This window comes from Streptomyces sp. NPDC048496 (assembly GCF_043200055.1).
GTDB lineage: Bacteria > Actinomycetota > Actinomycetes > Streptomycetales > Streptomycetaceae > Streptomyces.
The window spans coordinates 1-18297 of the sequence record NZ_JBICXB010000047.1 but is presented as its reverse complement, the minus strand read 5'-3'; the positions used below and the strand labels follow the sequence as shown (position 1 = coordinate 18297).

The window sequence follows — 18297 nt, the reverse complement described above, 5'->3', positions numbered from 1 at the left end:
GGGCGGTCCGGCGGATCAGGGTCGGACGGTTCCACTCGTCGCGGCCCCGGATGATCCGCCGGACGCCCCCTGGGCCGTCGTGAGGCGCACCGTACGGGTGCCCGGCCGGGGAGTCTTCACCGCTCCCGGCCCGGCACCCGTTCTCATGTGCCCATGGCCCTGGACCGTCCCGCGTACCGCATCAAACGACACCTGCTCGGCAAACCCCTCACGACCGAGCGCATCAGTGACGAGAAACTGAGCAACCGGACGGCGCTCGGGGTGCTCGCCTCGGACTGCATCAGTTCGTCCGCGTACGGCTCCGAGGAGATGCTCCGGGTCCTCGTGCCCGTCGTCGGGGCGGCTGCCTTCACCCTCCTCATGCCGGTGACCGGCGCGATCCTGCTGGTCCTGCTGCTTCTGACGCTCTGCTACAGCGATGTCGTCATGATCTACACGCGGGCGGGCGGCTCGTATGTCGTCGCCCGGGAGAACTTCGGGCCGAACGTCGCGCAGATCGCCGCCGTGGCGCTGCTCGTCGACTACATCGTGACCGTCGCCGTCCAGGTGTCGGCCGGCACGAACGCCCTGATCTCCCTCGCCCATCTGGCCGGGGGCGGCTGGACCGGCCTGGACCATCTCCAGCTGCCGGTCTCCGTCGCGGTGATCGCGCTGCTCGCGTACGGGAATCTGCGCGGCATCCGCGAGGCGGGCCGGACCTTCGCGCTGCCCGCCTATCTGTTCATGGCCGCGGTCGGTCTGGTGCTGCTCGTCGCCGCGGTGCGCGGGCTGACGGGCGGGCTGCCGCGCGCCGATCTGCATGCCGCCGGGGTGGTTCCGCTGGGCACGCCGGGCAGCGGCTGGGCGTACGGCGCCTCGCTCTTCATCGTGCTGCGCTCCTTCGCCAACGGCGGCTCGTCGCTCACCGGACTCGAAGCGATCTCCAACGGCATCTCCGCGTTCCGTGAACCGCAGGGCCGCAACGCCCGCCGCACCCTCATCGTGATGAGCTGTGTACTCGGCGTCCTCGTCCTCGGCGTCTCCACGCTGGCGCACTTCACGCATGCCGTCCCGTACACCGACGGCACGCCGACCGTCATCGCGCAGGAGGCTCATCTCGCCTTCGGTGCCGGCCCGGCCGGGACGGCCGGGCTGGTCTTCGTCCAGCTGGCGACCGCGCTGGTCCTCTACACGGGCGCCAACACGCCCTTCACCGGCTTCCCGTTCCTGGCCAGTTTTGTCGCCGAGGACCGTTTCCTGCCGCGGGTGCTGACCCGGCGCGGACACCGGCTGGCCTTCTCCAACGGGATCATCGCGCTCACCGTCGTCTCGCTGGCGCTGCTGCTGGTCACGGGCGCCAGCGTGGACAAGCTGGTGGCGCTGTACGCGATCGGCGTGTTCACCGCGTTCGCCATGGCGGGGGCCGGGCTCACCGCGTACCACCTGCGCCGCCGCGAGCGGTACCGCCGGCTGAAGATCGCGGTCAATGGGCTGGCCGCGGTCATCTCGGCGGCCGTGGTGCTGATCTTCGCGGTCACCAAGTTCACCGAGGGCGCCTGGCTGGTCGTGATCGTCTTTCCGCTCGGCGTCTGGGCGTTCATGCGGATCAACCGCGAGTACCGGCGCGAGGCCGCCGTACTGCAGAGCCTCCAGGAACCGGGCGCCGACCGGCCGCGGGTCCGGCGCCATCTGGTGTTCGTCCTCGTCGAGACGCTGGACCTGGCGACGCTGAAGGCCCTGCGGTACGCGCATGAGCTGCGCCCGGACGAGATCCGGGCGGTGCACTTCGCAATCGACGAGGCGCACGGCAGGCGGCTGGCCGCCCGCTGGGAGGCGACGGCCGCGACCTCCGTGTCGCTGGAGCTGGTGGCCTGCCCCGACCGGCGGCTGCGCCAGGCGATGCGGGAACTCGCGACCCGCACCACGGCGGACGGGGAGACCTCACTGACGGTCCTGGTGCCGCGGCGGCTGTACCAGAACGCGCTCGGGAAGATGCTGCACCGGGGCACCGGCGAGGCGATGGCGAAGGCGCTGGTGCAGCTGCCGCACGTGGCGGTGACGATCCTGCCGTTCGATGTCTCGCGGGCGCTGCGGGAGCTGGAGGAGGGGCGGGCACCTCAGCCGGACTAAGAGGGGCTCACAGCCTGCTTCCGGGCGTCGTACGACTCGCGGGCTGCGTGTACGGCGTCGACACGCCGCTCCGTCCAGCGCGCCAGCCCCCACACCTGCTCGGCTGCCTCCTTGCCCAGCTCGGTGAGCGTGTAGTCCACCCGCGGCGGGATCACCGGCTTGGCGTCCCGGTGCACGAAGCCGTCGCGCTCCAGCGTCTGGAGGGTCTGGGCCAGCATCTTCTCGCTGACGCCGCCGACCTCGCGGCGCAGCTCGCTGAAGCGGTACGAGCGCTCCAGCAGAGCGGCGAGGACGAGGACGCCCCAGCGGCTGGTGACGTGTTCGAGCACCAGCCGGGAGGGGCACATCTGCCGGCTCACATCGGGCACCTTGCTTACGCTCACACCAGTACCTTACTTCAAAGTGGGTACTTTCTCACAGTTAGTGCATCCCGTAGGGTAGGCGACAGAGAGTGCGAACAAGGACCAGAGCATCCAAAAAGGAGAAACCCCCCATGAGCATCGTCGTCACCGGAGCCACCGGAGAGCTCGGCAGTCTCGTCGTCGGCCGGCTGCTGGAGACCGTGCCCGCGAGCGAGATCGCCGCCGTGGTCCGCAACAAGGAGAAGGCCGCCGGCCTCGCCGCCCGCGGCGTCGAACTCCGGGTCGCCGACTACGACCGCCCGGAGACCCTCACCGGAGTCTTCAGGGCCGGGGACCGCGTCCTGCTCATCTCCGGCAGCGAGGTGGGCAAGCGCGTGCCGCAGCACACGGCGGTCATCGACGCGGCGAAGGCGGCGGGCGTCGCGCAGCTCGCGTACACCGGGGTGCTGGGCGGCCCGGACGCCGACTTCCAGCTGGCCGCCGAGCACAAGGTCACCGAGCAGCTGATCCTCGACTCCGGCCTGCCGTACACCTTCCTGCGCAACGGCTGGTACACGGAGAACTACACGGCGAACCTCGCCCCGGTCCTGGAGCACGGCGCCGTCGTCTCCAACGCGGGCGACGGCCGGGTCGCCTCCGCCACTCGCGCCGACTACGCCGCCGCCGCGGCCGCCGTACTGACCGGCGAGGGCCACCTCGGCAAGGCCTACGAGCTGAGCGGCGACGTCGCATGGTCGTTCGCCGAGTACGCGGCCGAGGTGTCGAAGGCCACCGGCAAGGAGATCGCGTACAACAACGTCCCGGCCGCCGTGCACCAGGAGATCCTGGTCGGCGCCGGCCTGCCCGAGGGCTTCGCCGCGATCCTCGTCGACGTCGACGAGGCGATCGCGCGCGGCCTGCTCGCCGGTACGAGCGGCGACCTGGCCCGTCTGATCGGCCGCCCGACGACGCCGATGGCCGAGACGGTGGCCGCCGCGGTCGCCGGCTGAGCCCTTCCTCCGGGCCGGACGGGCCCGGCGTCATGACCGTATTGCGATACGGCTATGACACCGGGCCCTCCCGGCGTTACCGTCATGCAGTCGACGGAGCAGTCGACGCGAGGGATGCCGGGAGGGCCCGTGAAGGGGACAAATGAACAGCGGGCGGGCTTGCTGTCCGGCATCGGCGCCTATGGCCTGTGGGGAATCGTCCCGCTCTTCTGGCCGCTGCTGAAGCCGTCCGGCGCCATCGAGATCCTGGCCCACCGCATGGTCTGGTCGCTCGCCGTCGTCGGCATCGCGCTGCTCGCGCTGCGCCGCTGGGCGTGGATCGGGGAGCTGATACGCCAGCCGAAGAAGCTGGGGCTGATCACGGTCGCCGCGGCCGTGATCACCGTCAACTGGGGTCTGTACATCTGGGCCGTGAACAGCGGCCACGTCGTCGAGGCGTCACTCGGCTACTTCATCAACCCCCTGGTCACCATCGCCATGGGCGTCCTGCTCCTCGGTGAGCGGCTGCGCCCCGTGCAGTGGATGGCGGTCGGCACGGGCGTCGCGGCCGTGCTTGTGCTGGCGATCGGTTACGGACGTCCGCCGTGGATCTCGTTGACGCTGGCGTTCTCCTTCGCGACGTACGGCCTGGTGAAGAAGAAGGTCAACATGGGCGGCCTGGAGTCGCTCACCGCCGAGACAGCGGTGCTGTTCGTGCCCGCGCTCGGCTATCTGCTGTGGCTGGGTGCGCAGGGCGACGCGACGTTCGTCTCCGGGGGCGCCGGCCATGCGGCGCTGCTTGCCGCGACGGGTGTCGTGACGGCCACGCCGCTGGTCCTCTTCGGTGCGGCGGCGATCCGCGTCCCCCTCTCGACGCTTGGCCTGCTGCAGTACCTGGCGCCGGTCTTCCAGTTCATCCTCGGCATCTTCTACTTCCACGAGGCGATGCCCCCTGAGCGGTGGGCCGGGTTCGCGCTGGTGTGGCTGGCACTCACGCTGCTGACGTGGGACGCGTTCCGGGCGGCGCGGCGGACGAGGGCGCAGGCGGCGCGGCTTGCGGCGACGACGCCGACACCGGCGGCACCGGAACAGACGCTTCCGCCGCTTCCCGCCGACGAGGATTCTTCGCCGTACGCAGCCCGAGAGCATTGACTGCTCCCCTCCCTGGGAGGGGACTCCCAACCGTTCCTGAGCAGTCCTCCTCACGGGCGATGCCGCGCATGTGCACGCGATCGCGGGCGGGCTGGGCATGAACACCGGCATCCAGGACGCGTTCAACCTGGGCTGGAAGCTCGCCCTCGTTGGGCCATGGAGCCGTCGCGGATCACCTGGACCGTACGGCATTGGGGGGATCGCGGCGCGTGTCCCGATGAGTAAGCGCGGCCATACCGTCTGCTTACATTTCTCTAACACCTATGACCCGAACCCGGCACTTCGAGAGACACTCCCGCACGCTCCTGCGCGTGGCGACCGCCACCGTGGCCGTCTCCGCCGTCATCTGCGCAGCCACACCCACCGCACGCGCCGACGACACCGCACAGGCGGTGCACCCTTCCGGACTCGGCCCGGCCGGCCCCGGGCCCCGCCTCCCGGGCAATTCCGGCAACGGAGACCCGGCCCCGGGGGTCCAGGAAATCGCCCGGCCGACGTCCATCCGGGCAACACCCCGATGAGCCAGGCCGGTGGCAGCTCCCCGCGGCCGGGCTCAGCTCGGCGCGGCGGCCACCCGGCCCCTCACCCGCGGCTTCGGCGCGGGTGAGGGGCGGGCGCTGCGGTACGGCGACGCGGTACGGGTGTGCGCGGTGGACGGAGGCGGCGCTACCGGTCTCGTCGACGACGCGGGGCACGCCCGCTCAACGCACCGAGAACACCCTCGTCCTGGTCCGCCCCGACAACTATGTGGGGCTGATCGCGCGGGCCACGGACCACGGGGCCGTCGCGGGCCCCGTGGCAGCGCCATCAATGTGCCGCTACGGCTTGCGGCCCACCCCGCCGTAGGCATCGACTGACGTCGCGGCGCCAGACGCACTGCCGGGTTCAGCGCGCCACTGCGTGACCTGGGCGATTCCGGGGTCGGCCAGGTCGAGGCCGTCGAAGAATCCGGTGATCTCCTCGATACTGCGCACGTAGTAGGGGATCGCTCCGCTGGAGTTGTACGCCTCCGACGCTGCGACCATGCCTGCGCTGGTGGAGGTGGAGTCGCTGATGACCAGGTAACTGCCGGACGGCAGGCCTGCCATGAGTTGGGATACGAGAGCTCTGGCCTGGTCGTAATCGGCGACGTGGCCAAGAGTATTGAGGATCATGAGGGCAACCGGCTGAGAGAAATCAAGCGTCTTCGCGGCGGCCTTCAAGACGGCCTCGGGCTCATACAGGTTGGCGTCGAGATACGCCGTTTCTCCCTCGGGCGTGCTGGTGAGCAGCGCGCGGGCATGGGCCAGTACCAGCGGATCGTTGTCGACATACACGATCCGCGCATCCGGCGCGACCCGCTGGGCGACCTCATGGGTGTTGTCGGCCGTCGGCAAACCGGTTCCAATGTCCAGGAACTGACGGATGCCCTGCTCCCCGGCCAGATGCCGGACCACGCGCCCGAGAAAATGACGACTCGTGAGTGCTACGTCGACGAGTCCGGGGAAGATCTCCTTGATGTGGTCTCCGAGCTCACGGTCCTTCTCGTAGTTGTCCTTGCCGCCCACGAAGTAGTTCCAGAAGCGCGCGGAGTGCGGCGTACTCGTATCGATCCGGGCGCGTATCTCCGCGGCGGAATCGAGTCTGGGGTCACGGTCTGACACGGGGGTGCCTCCTGCGGGTCGTTGTTCAGGCGATCACTCACCAACCTAGACGTCCCCGCGGCTCTGTGCGCATGCTTCCGGCCGTCCCAAGTCCGCGTCATGGTTGGGGCTTTGCCTGGTATCACCAGCGCATGGACTCAGGACTGGCGGCAGTGATCGGCGCAGCTACCGGCATGCTGAGTGGTGCGGGAGGGGGGCGGCTCACGCTCATCGGTCAGGCACGGCAGCAGGAACGCCGACGGCTCATGGACCAGCAGCGCCGGCTGGAGGAGGTGCGCCGGGAGGCACCCTGCGCTTCCTCGGCGCGGACGCGCCGTCCTCGTCCCTGTCCGACGCCGGGCTGGTCATCGAGGAGCAGTACGGGGACGGGGACCGCAGTCCACTCGCCGCCGCGAGCCCGGAGATCATCACGGTCGCTCGCTCTGCGCAGTTCCTGCGCATATGCTCCTGCCGGACAGCCCGGCGTACCCCGAACCCCGACCATCCGCGCAGGTCAGGGCCGTACGCCCGGAAGCGGATCTCCCTAGGGTTGTGGCATGCCCACCCCACCCATATATGCCCTCGTCGCCACGGACCTGGACGGCACCCTGCTGCGCCGCGACGACACCGTGAGCCCCCGCTCCCGTGCCGCGCTCGCACGGGCCGCCGCGGCGGGGGCGCGGCACCTCGTGGTCACCGGGCGGCCGGTGCCCGGGATACGGGACCTGCTCACGGGGCTGGGGTACCGGGGTCCGGTGGTCTGCGGCCAGGGGACGCAGCTGTACGACGCCGGGTCCGGGCAGATCATCCGCGCGGCCACCCTGGACCGGGAGTTGGCCGACACCGCGCTCGGCAAGATCGAGGCCGAGGTGGGGCCGGTCTTCGCGGCCGTGGACCAGGACGGGACCGACGGGCGGACGCTGATCGAGCCCGGGTATCTGATGCCCCACCCGGCGATGCCCGCCGTCCGGGTCGGCCGCCGCGAGGAGCTGTGGGCTGCGCCGGTCATCAAAGTCCTCGTCCGCCACCCGGCGTTGACGGACGATGCCCTCGCCGACGCCGCCCGCGCGGTCGTCGGCGACCTGGCGACCGTCACCCTGTCCGGGCCCGGCACGGTCGAACTCCAGCCGTACGGCGTGAACAAGGGCACCGGACTGACCCTGGCGGCCGAGACCCTGGGGGTGGATCCGGAGGCCACGATCGCCTTCGGCGACATGCCCAACGACCTGCCGATGTTCCGCCGGTCCGGGCACGGCGTCGCGATGGCCAACGCCCACCCCGAGCTGAAGGCGGCAGCGGACGAGGTGACGCTGACGAACGAGGCGGACGGGGTCGCGGTGGTGCTGGAGCGGCTGTTCGACTGATCCCGGCGGTGCGCATGGTCCCGGCGGCGCCCAAGCTCCCGGCCCATTCCCGGACTTCCATGCACATGCATATAGTGCAGACGCGTACAGTCGTTGCGCGCAATGCATCCGCTGCATCCACGGGGAGACGCCGCCATGACCACCACTCGTTCGTTCCTGTTCCTGCTGCCGGTCATGCCGCGACGAGCCGATCGGGGGACGGCTCGCCCGGCCGGCGGCACGTGCGGCCCCACGAAAGCCCGCGAAGACCCGCCCGCTCAGGCCGTGATGTCCTTCGCCGTCAAGCGCGCCCAGGCCGCCGAGCCGAACACCGCCGCGTACAGCCCCTGCAGCCCCAGGTTCTTGACGATCCCGTCCCAGTAGACGGGATCGCGCAGCAGGTCTGCGAAGGACATCCAGTAGTGCGGAAAGAGATACGGGTGGATGCCGCTCAACTGCGGGATCGTGTCCAGGATCTGTACGGAGATCAGCACCCCGACCGTCGCGGCCATCGCCGCGATCCCGCTGCCGGCGAGCGTCGACACGAACAGCCCGAGCGCCGCGAACCCGATGAGTGACGCCGCCACCGTCACCGCGATCAGGCCGGCCCGCAGCAGACCCTCGCCGACGCCGATCCGGGTCCCGGAGATCGTCGTGACCTCCCCGACCGGGAAGAGCAGCGCCCCGACGGCGAGCGCCGATACCGCCACGACGAGGGTCGCGGCCAGGCAGAACGCGAGGGCGGCGGTGTACTTGGTGAGCAGCAGCCGGGTCCGGCCCGCGGGTGCGACCAGCAGATAGCGCAGGGTGCCGGCACTGGCCTCGCCCGCGATCGCGTCGCCCGCGACGACGCCGACGGTCAGCGGCAGGAAGACCGGAAGCGTCACCGCGAGGGCGGCGAACACCAGGAACAGGCCGTTGTTAGTCACCTGGGAGAGGAACGCCGGTCCCCCGCCGTCGCGCGGCCCGGCGGGCGAGCCGTCGCTCGTCTGGATCCTCACCGCGATCCCGATCAGTACGGGGACGGCGGCCAGTACCCCGAGCAGCGCGAGCGTGCGCCCGCGGCGCAGGGTCGTGGCCAGTTCGGAGCGGAGGATCCCGAACGTCCACAGCGGGTTGCGGGAGCGGCCCGCCCGTACGGGTGCGACTTCAGCCTGCGACATCGAAACCCTCTCCGGTGAGTGCGACGAAGGCGTCCTCCAGCGAGGCGCGCTCGACGCCGAAGGACCGCACGCGTACACCGCCGTGGACCAGCGCCCCGCTCAGGTCGGCGAGTTCGACTTCGCGCGGCGGGGGTTCGGCGGTGACCCGGTCGCCGTCGGCGGTGACGCCGGTGACGCCGTGTTCCTTGAGGATGCGGGCGGCGTCGGCGGGGTCGGGGGTGGTGACGGCGAGCCGGCCGCGGGCGCCGGCCGCGAGGTCGGCGACCGGCCCCTGGGCGATCAGCCGCCCCCGGGCCATGACCGCGGCGTGCGTGCAGACCTGTTCGATCTCGTCGAGGAGGTGGGAGGAGAGGAAGACGGTGGTGCCGTCCGCCGCCAGTTCCCGGACCAGGGTGCGGATCTCGCGCATGCCCTGCGGGTCGAGTCCGTTGGTCGGCTCGTCCAGGACGAGGAGGCGGCGCGGCTGCAGCAGGGCGGCGGCGAGCCCGAGGCGCTGCTTCATGCCCAGCGAGTACGCCTTCGCCTTCTTGCCCGCGGCGGCGGCGAGCCCCACCCGGTCCAGGGCGGCGGCGACCCGGGTGCGGCGGGTGCGCGGATCGGCGGTCGGGTCGGCGGAGTCGTACCGTACGAGGTTGTCCCGGCCGGTCAGGAACGCGTACAGCGCGGGTCCTTCGATCAGCGTTCCGACCTGCGGGAGTACGGTGCGGGCGGCGCCCGGCATGGGGGCGCCGAGGACCCGGGCGGTGCCGGACGTCGGGGCGATCAGCCCCATCAGCATCCGGATCGTCGTGGTCTTCCCGGAGCCGTTGGGCCCGAGGAAGCCGAAGACGCTGCCTTCGGGGACGCTGAGGTCGAGTCGGTCGACGGCGAGTTGGCCGCCGCGGTACCGCTTGGTGAGACCCCGGGTCTCGATCACGGCCGTTCCGGTCCGGGGCACCACCGAGGACTCGGTCACGGCACCGGGCTCTGTCATGCGCAACTCCCCCATGATCCGGGTAACGGAACGCCCCGCCGTACGGAGGATACGGCGGGGCGGTGGTGCGGTGCGTGAAGGGCGGGGACGTCAGTGGGCAGCGCTGTCGGCTGCCTTGACGAGCGCGTCCTTGGTCACCGCACCGACGTAGACCTTGCCGTCGTCCGTCATCAGGGCGTTGACCAGGCGGGTCTTGAAGACCGTGCCGGAGCCGAACTTTCCGGTGACCTTGTCGCCGAACGAGTCCAGGAACTGCTGGGCCGCGGGCGGAACATCCGCGTTCTTCTCCGCAGTGGGGAGTCCCTTGGCGCCGGGTGCCTCGATCGCGTAGATCGCGCCCCAGCCCTCGCCGATGACCTTCGTGCCCTCGCCGCCGGCGAACCCGTCCAGACCGGTCAGGCCCTCCGGCCCCCGCTCGACGTTCTTCTCCGCCTGCTTCTCCGCCTTCGCCTCGTCCGCCTCGGTCACCTTGGCGCCCTTGGGCGGGGTGAACGTGAACGAGGACGCTGCGGGCCTCGCGAAGTCGACGCTGGTGAACCCGGCGTCGATCACCGCCTTGCCGCCGCCGCTCGGGGAGAGGGTGAACTTCAGCGGTACGCCGTTCTTCGCGTCGACCGCGACGGTGATCGCGCCGATCGTCGAGCCACCCTGCTTGGGCTTGATGACCAGCTTGTACGCGTCGCGCCCGGCGACCTGCGCCGTGCCGCCGACCGTGACCGAGGTGGTGGAGTCCGCTGCCTTCAGCGCCTGTTCGGCCAGCGCCTTCGGTGTGGTCGGCACGCCGTCCGGGGTCGTGTGCTCGTCGCGCTTCTCCGCGTCCGGGGCCTTGTCGGTGGTCGCGTGGTACGCCTCGTCGGACTTGCTGTCGTATGCCCAGAGTTGGTCCCCGTTGCGGATCACGCTGTACTCGGCGGCGCTGTCCAGAATGGAGACGCGCTGCTTGTCGGGGCCGTCGGCGGCCACCCGCAGCGTGTGTGTGCCGGAGGCGAGCTCCGTCAGCCTGTCCTTCGGGGCGGCGCTCGAACCGCCCGTCTCGCCGCCGGCGCTCCGGGCGAACGACTCGGCCAGGCCGCCCAGCGACGGGATGCCGAGGTCGGTGCTGACCCGCACCGTGCCGGAGAGCTGCTGGGTGTCCGAGGCCGCGATCTTCTCGATGAGCTGCTGTGCGCTGATCTTCGGCAGCTCGGGGTCACCGGTGTCCGCGAGCGCCGGGACCAGACCGATCGTCGCGGCCGCCACCCCCGCCACCGCGACCGGGACAACGTAGCGGGCCGCCTTTCTGCGGGCGGCCGTGGTGCTCGTGGCGCTGCCGGTGGTCTCTGCGCTGTCGTTCGGTGCCATGTGTGCCCTACCTCCGTGGTCGGCGACTTCCGTCCGGATGCACTCGTCCACTCCGTGCCGCCGTTCTCACCCGATGTGGTCAGGAGTGGTTGTTCTCCATCTGACCAAATTCACCGGGCGGAATCATCAGCCCGCGGACGCAACTGCGCATACCTCTTCGGTATGACACAACACGGTCGTCCCTCCCCCGACCCGTAGGGGTTGGACCGGCGAACGCCGCCGGGGCTTCCGAACGAAAGGCCCTAGCCCGCGCGGTGCACCACGGCGTCGCACAGCTCTTCCAGTGCGGCCTTCGCGTAGCACTCGGGAAGCGGCTTCAGGGCTGCCCGCGCCTCCTCCGCGTACCGGACGGTGTCGCGCCGGGCCTGCTCCAGCGCCGGGTGCGCCCGCAGCCGGCAGAGCGCCTCGGCCAGCCGGCCGTCGTCGCTCAGGTCACCGTCCAGCAGCTCAAGGAGCTCCAGGTCGTCCGGCTTGCCGCCGGCCGCCGCCTGCGCCCGCAGGTGCAGGACGGGAAGCGTCGGGATTCCTTCGCGCAGATCGGTGCCGGGGGTCTTGCCGGACTCGTGGCTGTCGGAGGCGATGTCGAGCACGTCGTCGGCGAGTTGGAAGGCGACGCCGAGCCGTTCGCCGTACTGGGTGAGGATGTCCACGGCGGACTCGTCGGCGCCGGCCATCATCGCGCCGAACCGGCAGGCCACGGCGATCAGCGAGCCGGTCTTGCCGCGCATCACGTCGAGGTAGTGGTCGACCGGGTCGCGGCCGTCGCGCGGGCCCGCGGTCTCCAGGATCTGTCCGGTGACCAGGCGTTCGAACGCCTCGGCCTGGATGCGTACGGCCTCCGGGCCGAGGTCGGCCAGGATGTGCGAGGCGCGCGCGAAGAGGAAGTCGCCGGTCAGCACGGCCACCGAGTTGCCCCAGCGGGTGTTGGCGCTGTCGACGCCGCGGCGCACGTCCGCCTCGTCCATCACGTCGTCGTGGTAGAGCGTCGCGAGATGCGTCAGCTCGACGACCACGGCGGACGGCACGACACCCGGCGCGTCCGCGTCGCCGAACTGGGACGCCAGCATCGCCAGCAGCGGCCGGAAACGCTTGCCCCCGGCCCGTACGAGATGCTGCGCGGCCTCTGTGATGAACGGGACGTCGCTCTTGGTGGCATCCAGCAGCCCCGCCTCGACAGCGGCCAAACCGGTCTGGACATCGGCCTCAAGAGCCTGGTCCCGCACGCTCAGTCCGAACGGCCCGACGACGGTCACGAGGGGATCTCCTGTCTGCTGACGATCACACGGAATGTCGATGTGTCGCTGTCATCACTCAAGTCAGCGTATCCGGTCCCGTTTGGATCACCGTGGGCGCCTTCCCGCCACCGCCGGTATGTTCGCGATCGGATCATACGATCAGGAGTAGCCCTTTTGTCCCGCAGCACTGCCGCCCGCGACCTGACAGAGCCGCCATCCGCCGACGACCTCGCCTTTTCCGGTCGGCCACGGGGCTGATGACCTGTCCGGCCCGCATGTCCGGAGCAGTTCTCGTTCCTCGGCACGCAGGCCGTCCCGGTCCTCCATTTCGCCGAAACGGCGGCTAGGAGGGTGCTGAAGATCTTGGCCGGATCAGCGAGCGGCGTCTGGTGCGTGCAGCTGCAGCACACCGGGCTGGACGCCGGACGGTTCTGCCCGTTCGGCAACGACGCCGATCTGCCGCCCGACCAGCGCGACGAGGACGCCAAGTCCGTCTCCGTCGAATTCCCGGTCGAGGACTCCCCCATCGAGATCCTGGGCCGCCCGAGGGCGAAGCTCCGGATCCGGATGGACACGCCGCGCGGCCAGGCGATCGCCCGGCTCTGCGAGGTCGCCCCGGACGGCGCGTCCACGCTCGTCACTGCCCGCGACGCGAATACACCGAGATCATGAACCGGGCCATCATGCACGGACACCTGTGGTCGCCGTCCTCCTACTCCGCCTCCTGCGGCGGCGCACCACTCGCGATCATCCGCCAGTGCATCGCGCAGCAACAACGTCCGCTCTGACCTGCGGGTCAGAGCAACCCAGAGATGCGTTTCATCCCCGGCCTGAAGGCCGAGGTTTTCACGCAACATGATCGGTAACGTGTCCCCCAAGCGACCTGGAAAGCGAGGCAGCAACAGATGCCCGAGCAGAGCAGCCCGCTCGACCTGACCGAGGGCGACCCCTTCGGTCCGCACAACCTTCCGTACGGGGTGTTCTCCACCCACGACCACCCCGAGGACCGCCGGGTCGGCGTCCGCATCGGCAACCACGTGCTGGACGCCGGAGCCGCGGCGCACGCGCTCGGCTCGCCCTACGCCCAGCTCCTCGCCCAGCCGGACCTGACCGCGCTGCTGTCGGCGGGCCGCACGGCCTGGCGGGACGTCCGGCGGGCGTTGACCGCGTGGGTGACGGTCCCGGCACACCGCCCGGACATCGAGCCACTGCTGCACCCGGTCGGGTCGGTGACGCTCCATATGCCGTACGCGGTCGCGGACTACGTCGACTTCTACGCCAGTGAGAACCACGCCACCAACGTCGGAAAGATCTTCCGGCCGGACGGCGTCGCACTGACGCCGAACTGGAAGCACCTCCCGATCGGTTACCACGGCCGGTCCGGCACCGTCGTCGTCTCCGGCACGGATGTGGTGCGCCCCTCCGGCCAGCGCAAGGCGCCGTCCGACGCCGCCCCGGTCTTCGGCCCCTCGGTCAAGCTGGACATCGAGGCCGAGGTCGGCTTCGTGGTGGGTGTCCCCTCGGAGCAGGGACGGCCGGTCCCGCTCGGCAGGTTCCGCGACCATGTCTTCGGGCTCTCACTGCTCAACGACTGGTCGGCGCGGGACATCCAGGCCTGGGAGTACGTCCCGCTCGGCCCGTTCCTCGGCAAGTCCTTCGCCACGTCCGTATCGGCGTGGGTGACGCCGCTCGAAGCCCTGGAGGCGGCCCGGATCGCGCCCCCGGCCCGTGACTTCCCGCTGCTCCCCTATCTGGAGGACGCGGGCGAGGAGGAGGCCGGCGGCTTCGACCTGCGGATCTCCGTCGCGATCAACGGACAGCTGGTCGCGGAGCCGCCCTTCGCCACCATGTACTGGACGGCGGCCCAGATGCTGGCCCAGATGACGGTGAACGGCGCCTCGCTGCGCACCGGCGACCTGTACGGCTCCGGCACGGTGAGCGGCGCCGAGCCCGGAGAGCGCGGCTCCCTCCTGGAACTGACCTGGAACGGCCGCGACCCGCTGGACCTCCCGGACGGCAAGCGGGCGTTCCTGGAGGACGGCGACACGGTGACGATGACGGCCTGGGCACCGGGCCCGGACGGCACGAGGGTCGGCCTCGGCGACGTCACGGGACGGATCGTGCCCGCGTCGTGACCACGGACTCGCCGGGGCTCACGCTCCCCGAGGAACTGCTGCTGCTCGCGCTGGACCCGCAGCGCGGCAAGCCGTACTGCCGCACCCGTTTCCTGGAGTACGGGATGGCGGGTGCGGTCCTCGCGGAGCTGGAGCTCCAGGGCCGGATCGCCGAACGGCTCGGCCGGGTACGGGTGATCAGCCCGCTGGCTCCCCAGGACCCGCTGCTCGCGCAGGTCCTCGGGAGCCTGCCTGCCCCGGACGAGGGCAGGCTCGCGGGCGGCGTCAGCGCGAAGCCCTGGATACGGCGGACCGGCCGGTACGTCGAGGAGCTGTGCCTGGACCACCTGGTCGCCCGCTCGGTCCTGCGCAGGGAGACCCACCGGTTCCTCGGCCTGTTGCCGTACCACCGCCACCCAGTGGCTGACCCGGCTCTGTCGGCCGGGGTCCGGGAGCGTTTCGCAGCCGCCGAGACGGCGGGGTTCCCCGGCCCGCGCGGCCGCGTCCTGGCCGCGCTGGTCTCGGCGATCGGTCTCTCGCGGGAGGTGGCGCGGGGCGGCCCGCGGAGCCGTTGGGCGATGCGCGATCTGGTACACGACGAGTGGACCGCCCATGCGGTGCACCGGAACGTACGCCAGGACAAGTCGAACAGGACCGGCGGGAACATCGGCGGCACCGGCGGCGGGAGCGACGGGGACTGACGGGGACGGGGCTGACCGGGGCCGGCCGAGAAAGGGGCTGAGAGCCTGTCGGGCGACCTCTGATCGGGCGGTCACGGCGTGGCACGCACGCTTCCGGCGTTGCCGAAATGCCCTAGTAGCTCCGCTACGAGGCCATCCCGGCGCCTTGGAATCGCACGCACCACGCCGCGTCCGCTCTCCGATCGAAGGTCACCCGACAGGCTCTGAGGCGGTCAGCCGTGCGCGGGTCGTTCACACGTTTGGGGGAGCCGTGCCCCGTTCCCGGCCGATACGCTGGAATCTCCCGCGAGACTCTGCGTCATGGGAGCACTGATGAGCGTCGAACCCGAGGCCCCCGAGCCGCGGTGGGCGGTTCCGCCCGTGGGCGGCTGGACCGCCGATGACCTGGACACACTCCCGAATCTGCCTCCGCACACGGAGCTGATCGACGGGAGCCTTGTTTTCGTGAGTCCGCAGACCCTGTTCCATTCACGGGCGGTCAGCTTCTTCGAGTGGCAGCTGCAGTCGCTGGCACCGGCCGACTTGGAGGTCGTGCGCGAGTTCACCATCGACATCGACCGCTACAACCGGCCCGAACCGGATGTGATCGTCGTGGACGGCGACATCGTCCAGGACCCGAACCAGACCCGCTTCCCCGCCGAGTCCGTACAGCTGGCCATCGAGGTCGTCTCCCCGGAATCACGGTCGCGGGACCGGGAGACCAAGCCCGTGAAGTACGCCCGGGTCAAGATCCCGCATTTCTGGCGGGTGGAGAACCACGACGGCCGCGCCGTGGTCTACGTCTTCGAGCTGGAACCGGCCACCGGTGCGTACACCTCCACCGGGATCTTCCACGACCGGATGAAGGTCTCCGTGCCCTTCCCGGTCGACCTCGATCTCACCGCGATCACCGCCCGTCGCCGGGCGGCCGACCCCGAGTAGTCGGGCCCCGCCGCCCGGCCCGGCACTCACTCGTACTCGGGCGGTTCCTCGTCCCAGCCGAACTCCGGGTCCGCTTCCGGGGCCACCGGCGGTCCCGGAACCGGGGCCGGGGCCGGAACGTGGTGCGGGACCGGTGCGGGTCCCGCGTCCGGCGCCTCGGCCTCTGCGTCCCCGAACGACCCCAGCACCTCCAGCACCCCCTCCCCGTACGTCGCCAGCTTCTTCTCGCCCAGGCCGCCGACACCACCCAGCTCGACCAGGGAAGCCGGCCGCACCGTCGCGATCTCGCGCAGCGTCGCGTCGTGGAAGATGACGTACGCCGGGACGCCCTGCTCCTTCGCCCGGACGCCGCGCCAGGCCCGCAGCGCCTCGAAGACCGGTACGGCCTCCGGGGCCAGTTCGGCGACGGCCGCCGAGGACTTCGCCTTGCGTTCGCCCTTCGAGGAGCGCGACGCGGGCTTCGCCGCCTCCTTGCGCAGCCATACCTCGCGCTCGCGGCCGAGCACCGAGCCGCTGTCCTCCGTCAGCACCAGCGTGCCGTACTCGCCCTCGACCTCCAGCAGGCCCTGGGCCAGCAACTGCCGGACCACGCCCCGCCATTCCGCCTCGGACAGCTCCTCGCCGATGCCGAAGACCGACAGCCGGTCGTGGTCGAACTGGATGACCTTCGCGGTCTTGCGGCCCAGCAGGATGTCGACGATCTGGCCGGCGCCGAACTTCTGGCCGCGCTCCCGCTTCAGCCGGACCACGGTGGACAGCAGCTTCTGCGCGGCCACCGTGCCGTCCCAGGTCTCGGGCGGGGTGAGGCAGGTGTCGCAGTTGCCGCAGGCCGCGGTCTGCGGCTCCTGGCCGAAGTACGTGAGCAGCCGGGCCCGGCGGCAGTCGGCGGTCTCGCACAGGGCGAGCATCGCGTCGAGGTGGGCGGCCGCGCGGCGGCGGAACGCCTCGTCGCCCTCGCCGCCCTGGATCAGCTTGCGCTGCTGGACGACATCCTGGAGGCCGTACGCCATCCAGGCCGTGGACGGCAACCCGTCGCGGCCCGCGCGGCCGGTCTCCTGGTAGTAGCCCTCGACCGACTTCGGCAGGTCGAGGTGGGCGACGAACCGTACGTCCGGCTTGTCGATGCCCATGCCGAACGCGATCGTCGCCACGACGACCAGACCGTCCTCGCGCAGGAACCGCGCCTGGTGGCGCGCACGCGTCCCGGCGTCCAGACCAGCGTGGTACGGAACCGCCTCGATGCCGTTGCGGCAGAGATACTCGGCGGTCTTCTCCGTCGAGTTGCGCGACAGGCAGTAGACGATGCCGACGTCCCCGGCGTGCTCCTCCTTCAGGAAGGAGAGCAGCTGCTTCTTCGGGTCGGCCTTCGGCACGATCCGGTACTGGATGTTGGGCCGGTCGAAGCTGGCGACGAAGTGCTTCGCGTCGGGCATGCCCAGACGCTGGGTGATCTCCTGGTGCGTGGCGTTCGTCGCCGTGGCCGTCAGGGCGATCCGGGGCACGTCGGGCCAGCGCTCGCCGAGCACGGACAGGGCCAGATAGTCCGGCCGGAAGTCGTGGCCCCACTGGGCGACGCAGTGCGCCTCGTCGATGGCGAAGACGGAGATCTTTCCGCGGGCGAGCAGCTGGAGGGTGGAGTCCAGGCGGAGCCGCTCCGGCGCCAGGTACAGCAGGTCGAGCTCACCGGCGAGGAATTCCGCCTCCATGACCCGGCGCTCGTCGAAGTCCTGCGTGGAGTTGATGAACCCGGCGCGCACACCGAGCGCCCGCAGCGCGTCGACCTGGTCCTGCATGAGCGCGATCAGCGGTGAGACGACGACGCCCGTACCAGGTCTGACCAGGGCCGGGATCTGGTAGCAGAGGGACTTTCCGCCACCGGTGGGCATGAGGACGACGGCGTCACCGCCCGCCACCACGTGGTCGACGACCGCTTCCTGTTCGCCGCGGAACGTCTCGTACCCGAACACCCGGTGCAGCGTCTGCTGCGCTTCGCTCTCGGCGCTCTCGGTCACATCCATGGTCCCGCCCGTCCCGCTCATCGCTCTGTCCCCCGGGGTCCGTCCCGTGCTGTCCTGCGCCGTCCCCTGCCACGATAAGCGCCGCCGGTGACAACGCCCGCCACGCTTGACAGACCACACTGCCCGCCGGTCCCGGAAAGCCGGTCGCCGGGGGGGGGGGGGGGGGGGGCCCCCCCCCGCCCCCGGGCCCCCCCCGCCCCCCGCCCCCCCCGGGGGCCCCCCCCCGCCCCCCACCCACACACCCCCCCGGCGGCGCCCGGGGGGGGACTAAGGCG

The 18297-nt window shown here is 71.0% G+C and carries 15 protein-coding genes and 3 pseudogenes; 11 read left to right on the top strand and 7 right to left on the bottom strand.

What is annotated here, in order from left to right; genetic code table 11:
- Positions 1-153: 153 nt before the first annotated feature.
- Entirely contained in the window at positions 154-2109 is a 1956-nt protein-coding gene (locus ACGFSA_RS29005) for an APC family permease (protein ID WP_393309013.1), read from the top strand.
- On the opposite strand, the gene ACGFSA_RS29000 is transcribed toward ACGFSA_RS29005, so the two are convergent.
- Positions 2106-2456, bottom strand: a complete 351-nt coding sequence (locus ACGFSA_RS29000; protein ID WP_393309039.1) for a winged helix-turn-helix transcriptional regulator — start codon at positions 2454-2456, stop codon at positions 2106-2108. The genes ACGFSA_RS29005 and ACGFSA_RS29000 overlap by 4 nt on opposite strands.
- A gap of 146 nt (positions 2457-2602) precedes the next feature.
- Here ACGFSA_RS29000 and ACGFSA_RS28995 point away from each other — a divergent pair, with 146 nt between their 5' ends.
- From ACGFSA_RS28995 to ACGFSA_RS28980, 4 genes and pseudogenes are all read left to right on the top strand, one after another.
- A complete protein-coding gene (locus ACGFSA_RS28995) occupies positions 2603-3460 on the top strand; it encodes an SDR family oxidoreductase (protein ID WP_393309012.1) in 858 nt (285 codons plus the stop codon).
- A 129-nt stretch (positions 3461-3589) separates the two neighbouring features.
- On the top strand, positions 3590-4591 hold the full coding sequence (rarD, locus tag ACGFSA_RS28990; RefSeq protein ID WP_393309011.1) for an EamA family transporter RarD: 1002 nt from the start codon (positions 3590-3592) through the stop codon (positions 4589-4591).
- Between the two features lie 43 nt (positions 4592-4634).
- A pseudogene (locus ACGFSA_RS28985) lies at positions 4635-4742 on the top strand (FAD-dependent monooxygenase); the annotation flags it as partial.
- Positions 4743-4902: 160 nt separating this feature from the next.
- Positions 4903-5112 (top strand): hypothetical protein, encoded by a 210-nt coding sequence (locus tag ACGFSA_RS28980; RefSeq protein ID WP_393309010.1) that lies wholly within the window; start codon positions 4903-4905, stop codon positions 5110-5112.
- Positions 5113-5409: 297 nt separating this feature from the next.
- On the opposite strand, the gene ACGFSA_RS28975 is transcribed toward ACGFSA_RS28980, so the two are convergent.
- Positions 5410-6234, bottom strand: coding sequence for an SAM-dependent methyltransferase (locus tag ACGFSA_RS28975; protein WP_393309009.1), 825 nt, complete (start codon positions 6232-6234; stop codon positions 5410-5412).
- A 536-nt stretch (positions 6235-6770) separates the two neighbouring features.
- On the opposite strand from ACGFSA_RS28975, the gene ACGFSA_RS28970 reads away from it, so the two are divergent.
- Entirely contained in the window at positions 6771-7577 is an 807-nt protein-coding gene (locus ACGFSA_RS28970) for an HAD family hydrolase (protein ID WP_393309008.1), read from the top strand.
- 257 nt (positions 7578-7834) lie between these two features.
- On the opposite strand, the gene ACGFSA_RS28965 is transcribed toward ACGFSA_RS28970, so the two are convergent.
- The 4 genes from ACGFSA_RS28965 to ACGFSA_RS28950 all read right to left on the bottom strand — a co-directional run bounded on the left by ACGFSA_RS28965 (position 7835) and on the right by ACGFSA_RS28950 (position 12286).
- The gene (locus ACGFSA_RS28965) at positions 7835-8719 is read right to left on the bottom strand and encodes an ABC transporter permease (RefSeq protein ID WP_393309007.1); all 885 of its coding nucleotides are present in this window, start codon (positions 8717-8719) and stop codon (positions 7835-7837) included.
- Positions 8706-9692: an ATP-binding cassette domain-containing protein gene (locus ACGFSA_RS28960; protein ID WP_393309006.1), complete on the bottom strand. Its 987-nt coding sequence runs from the start codon at positions 9690-9692 to the stop codon at positions 8706-8708. Before ACGFSA_RS28960 ends, ACGFSA_RS28965 begins: the two co-directional genes overlap by 14 nt.
- A 90-nt stretch (positions 9693-9782) precedes the next feature.
- On the bottom strand, positions 9783-11033 hold the full coding sequence (locus ACGFSA_RS28955; RefSeq protein WP_393309005.1) for an outer membrane lipoprotein carrier protein LolA: 1251 nt from the start codon (positions 11031-11033) through the stop codon (positions 9783-9785).
- A 242-nt stretch (positions 11034-11275) separates the two neighbouring features.
- A complete protein-coding gene (locus ACGFSA_RS28950) occupies positions 11276-12286 on the bottom strand; it encodes a polyprenyl synthetase family protein (RefSeq protein ID WP_393309004.1) in 1011 nt (336 codons plus the stop codon).
- Positions 12287-12670: 384 nt separating this feature from the next.
- On the opposite strand from ACGFSA_RS28950, the pseudogene ACGFSA_RS28945 reads away from it, so the two are divergent.
- The 5 genes and pseudogenes from ACGFSA_RS28945 to ACGFSA_RS28925 all read left to right on the top strand — a co-directional run.
- Positions 12671-12910: pseudogene (locus ACGFSA_RS28945) on the top strand (CocE/NonD family hydrolase C-terminal non-catalytic domain-containing protein); the annotation flags it as partial.
- A 47-nt stretch (positions 12911-12957) separates the two neighbouring features.
- Positions 12958-13056 (top strand): annotated as a pseudogene (locus ACGFSA_RS28940) (IS200/IS605 family transposase); the annotation flags it as partial.
- Positions 13057-13173: 117 nt separating this feature from the next.
- Positions 13174-14403, top strand: coding sequence for a fumarylacetoacetase (gene fahA / locus ACGFSA_RS28935; protein WP_393309003.1), 1230 nt, complete (start codon positions 13174-13176; stop codon positions 14401-14403).
- A complete protein-coding gene (locus ACGFSA_RS28930; RefSeq protein ID WP_393309002.1) occupies positions 14400-15083 on the top strand; it encodes a GPP34 family phosphoprotein in 684 nt (227 codons plus the stop codon). The genes fahA and ACGFSA_RS28930 overlap by 4 nt, the downstream gene beginning before the upstream one ends.
- Before the next feature lie 312 nt (positions 15084-15395).
- The gene (locus ACGFSA_RS28925; protein ID WP_366694563.1) at positions 15396-16004 is read left to right on the top strand and encodes a Uma2 family endonuclease; all 609 of its coding nucleotides are present in this window, start codon (positions 15396-15398) and stop codon (positions 16002-16004) included.
- A gap of 26 nt (positions 16005-16030) precedes the next feature.
- Here the strand turns inward: ACGFSA_RS28925 and recQ are convergent, their stop codons facing one another.
- Positions 16031-18043, bottom strand: coding sequence for a DNA helicase RecQ (recQ, locus tag ACGFSA_RS28920; protein WP_393309001.1), 2013 nt, complete (start codon positions 18041-18043; stop codon positions 16031-16033).
- Between the last annotated feature and the right edge of the window lie 254 nt (positions 18044-18297).

Bases quoted from the DNA above. Each gene is read 5' to 3' on its own strand.
- ACGFSA_RS29005 (WP_393309013.1), top strand. From the start codon at position 154: ATGGCCCTGGACCGTCCCGCGTACCGCATCAAACGACACCTGCTCGGC.
- ACGFSA_RS29000 (WP_393309039.1), bottom strand. From the start codon at position 2,456: ATGTGCCCCTCCCGGCTGGTGCTCGAACACGTCACCAGCCGCTGGGGC.
- ACGFSA_RS28995 (WP_393309012.1), top strand. From the start codon at position 2,603: ATGAGCATCGTCGTCACCGGAGCCACCGGAGAGCTCGGCAGTCTCGTC.
- ACGFSA_RS28970 (WP_393309008.1), top strand. From the start codon at position 6,771: ATGCCCACCCCACCCATATATGCCCTCGTCGCCACGGACCTGGACGGC.
- ACGFSA_RS28965 (WP_393309007.1), bottom strand. From the start codon at position 8,719: ATGTCGCAGGCTGAAGTCGCACCCGTACGGGCGGGCCGCTCCCGCAAC.
- ACGFSA_RS28960 (WP_393309006.1), bottom strand. From the start codon at position 9,692: ATGACAGAGCCCGGTGCCGTGACCGAGTCCTCGGTGGTGCCCCGGACC.
- ACGFSA_RS28955 (WP_393309005.1), bottom strand. From the start codon at position 11,033: ATGGCACCGAACGACAGCGCAGAGACCACCGGCAGCGCCACGAGCACC.
- fahA (WP_393309003.1), top strand. From the start codon at position 13,174: ATGCCCGAGCAGAGCAGCCCGCTCGACCTGACCGAGGGCGACCCCTTC.
- ACGFSA_RS28925 (WP_366694563.1), top strand. From the start codon at position 15,396: ATGAGCGTCGAACCCGAGGCCCCCGAGCCGCGGTGGGCGGTTCCGCCC.
- recQ (WP_393309001.1), bottom strand. From the start codon at position 18,043: ATGAGCGGGACGGGCGGGACCATGGATGTGACCGAGAGCGCCGAGAGC.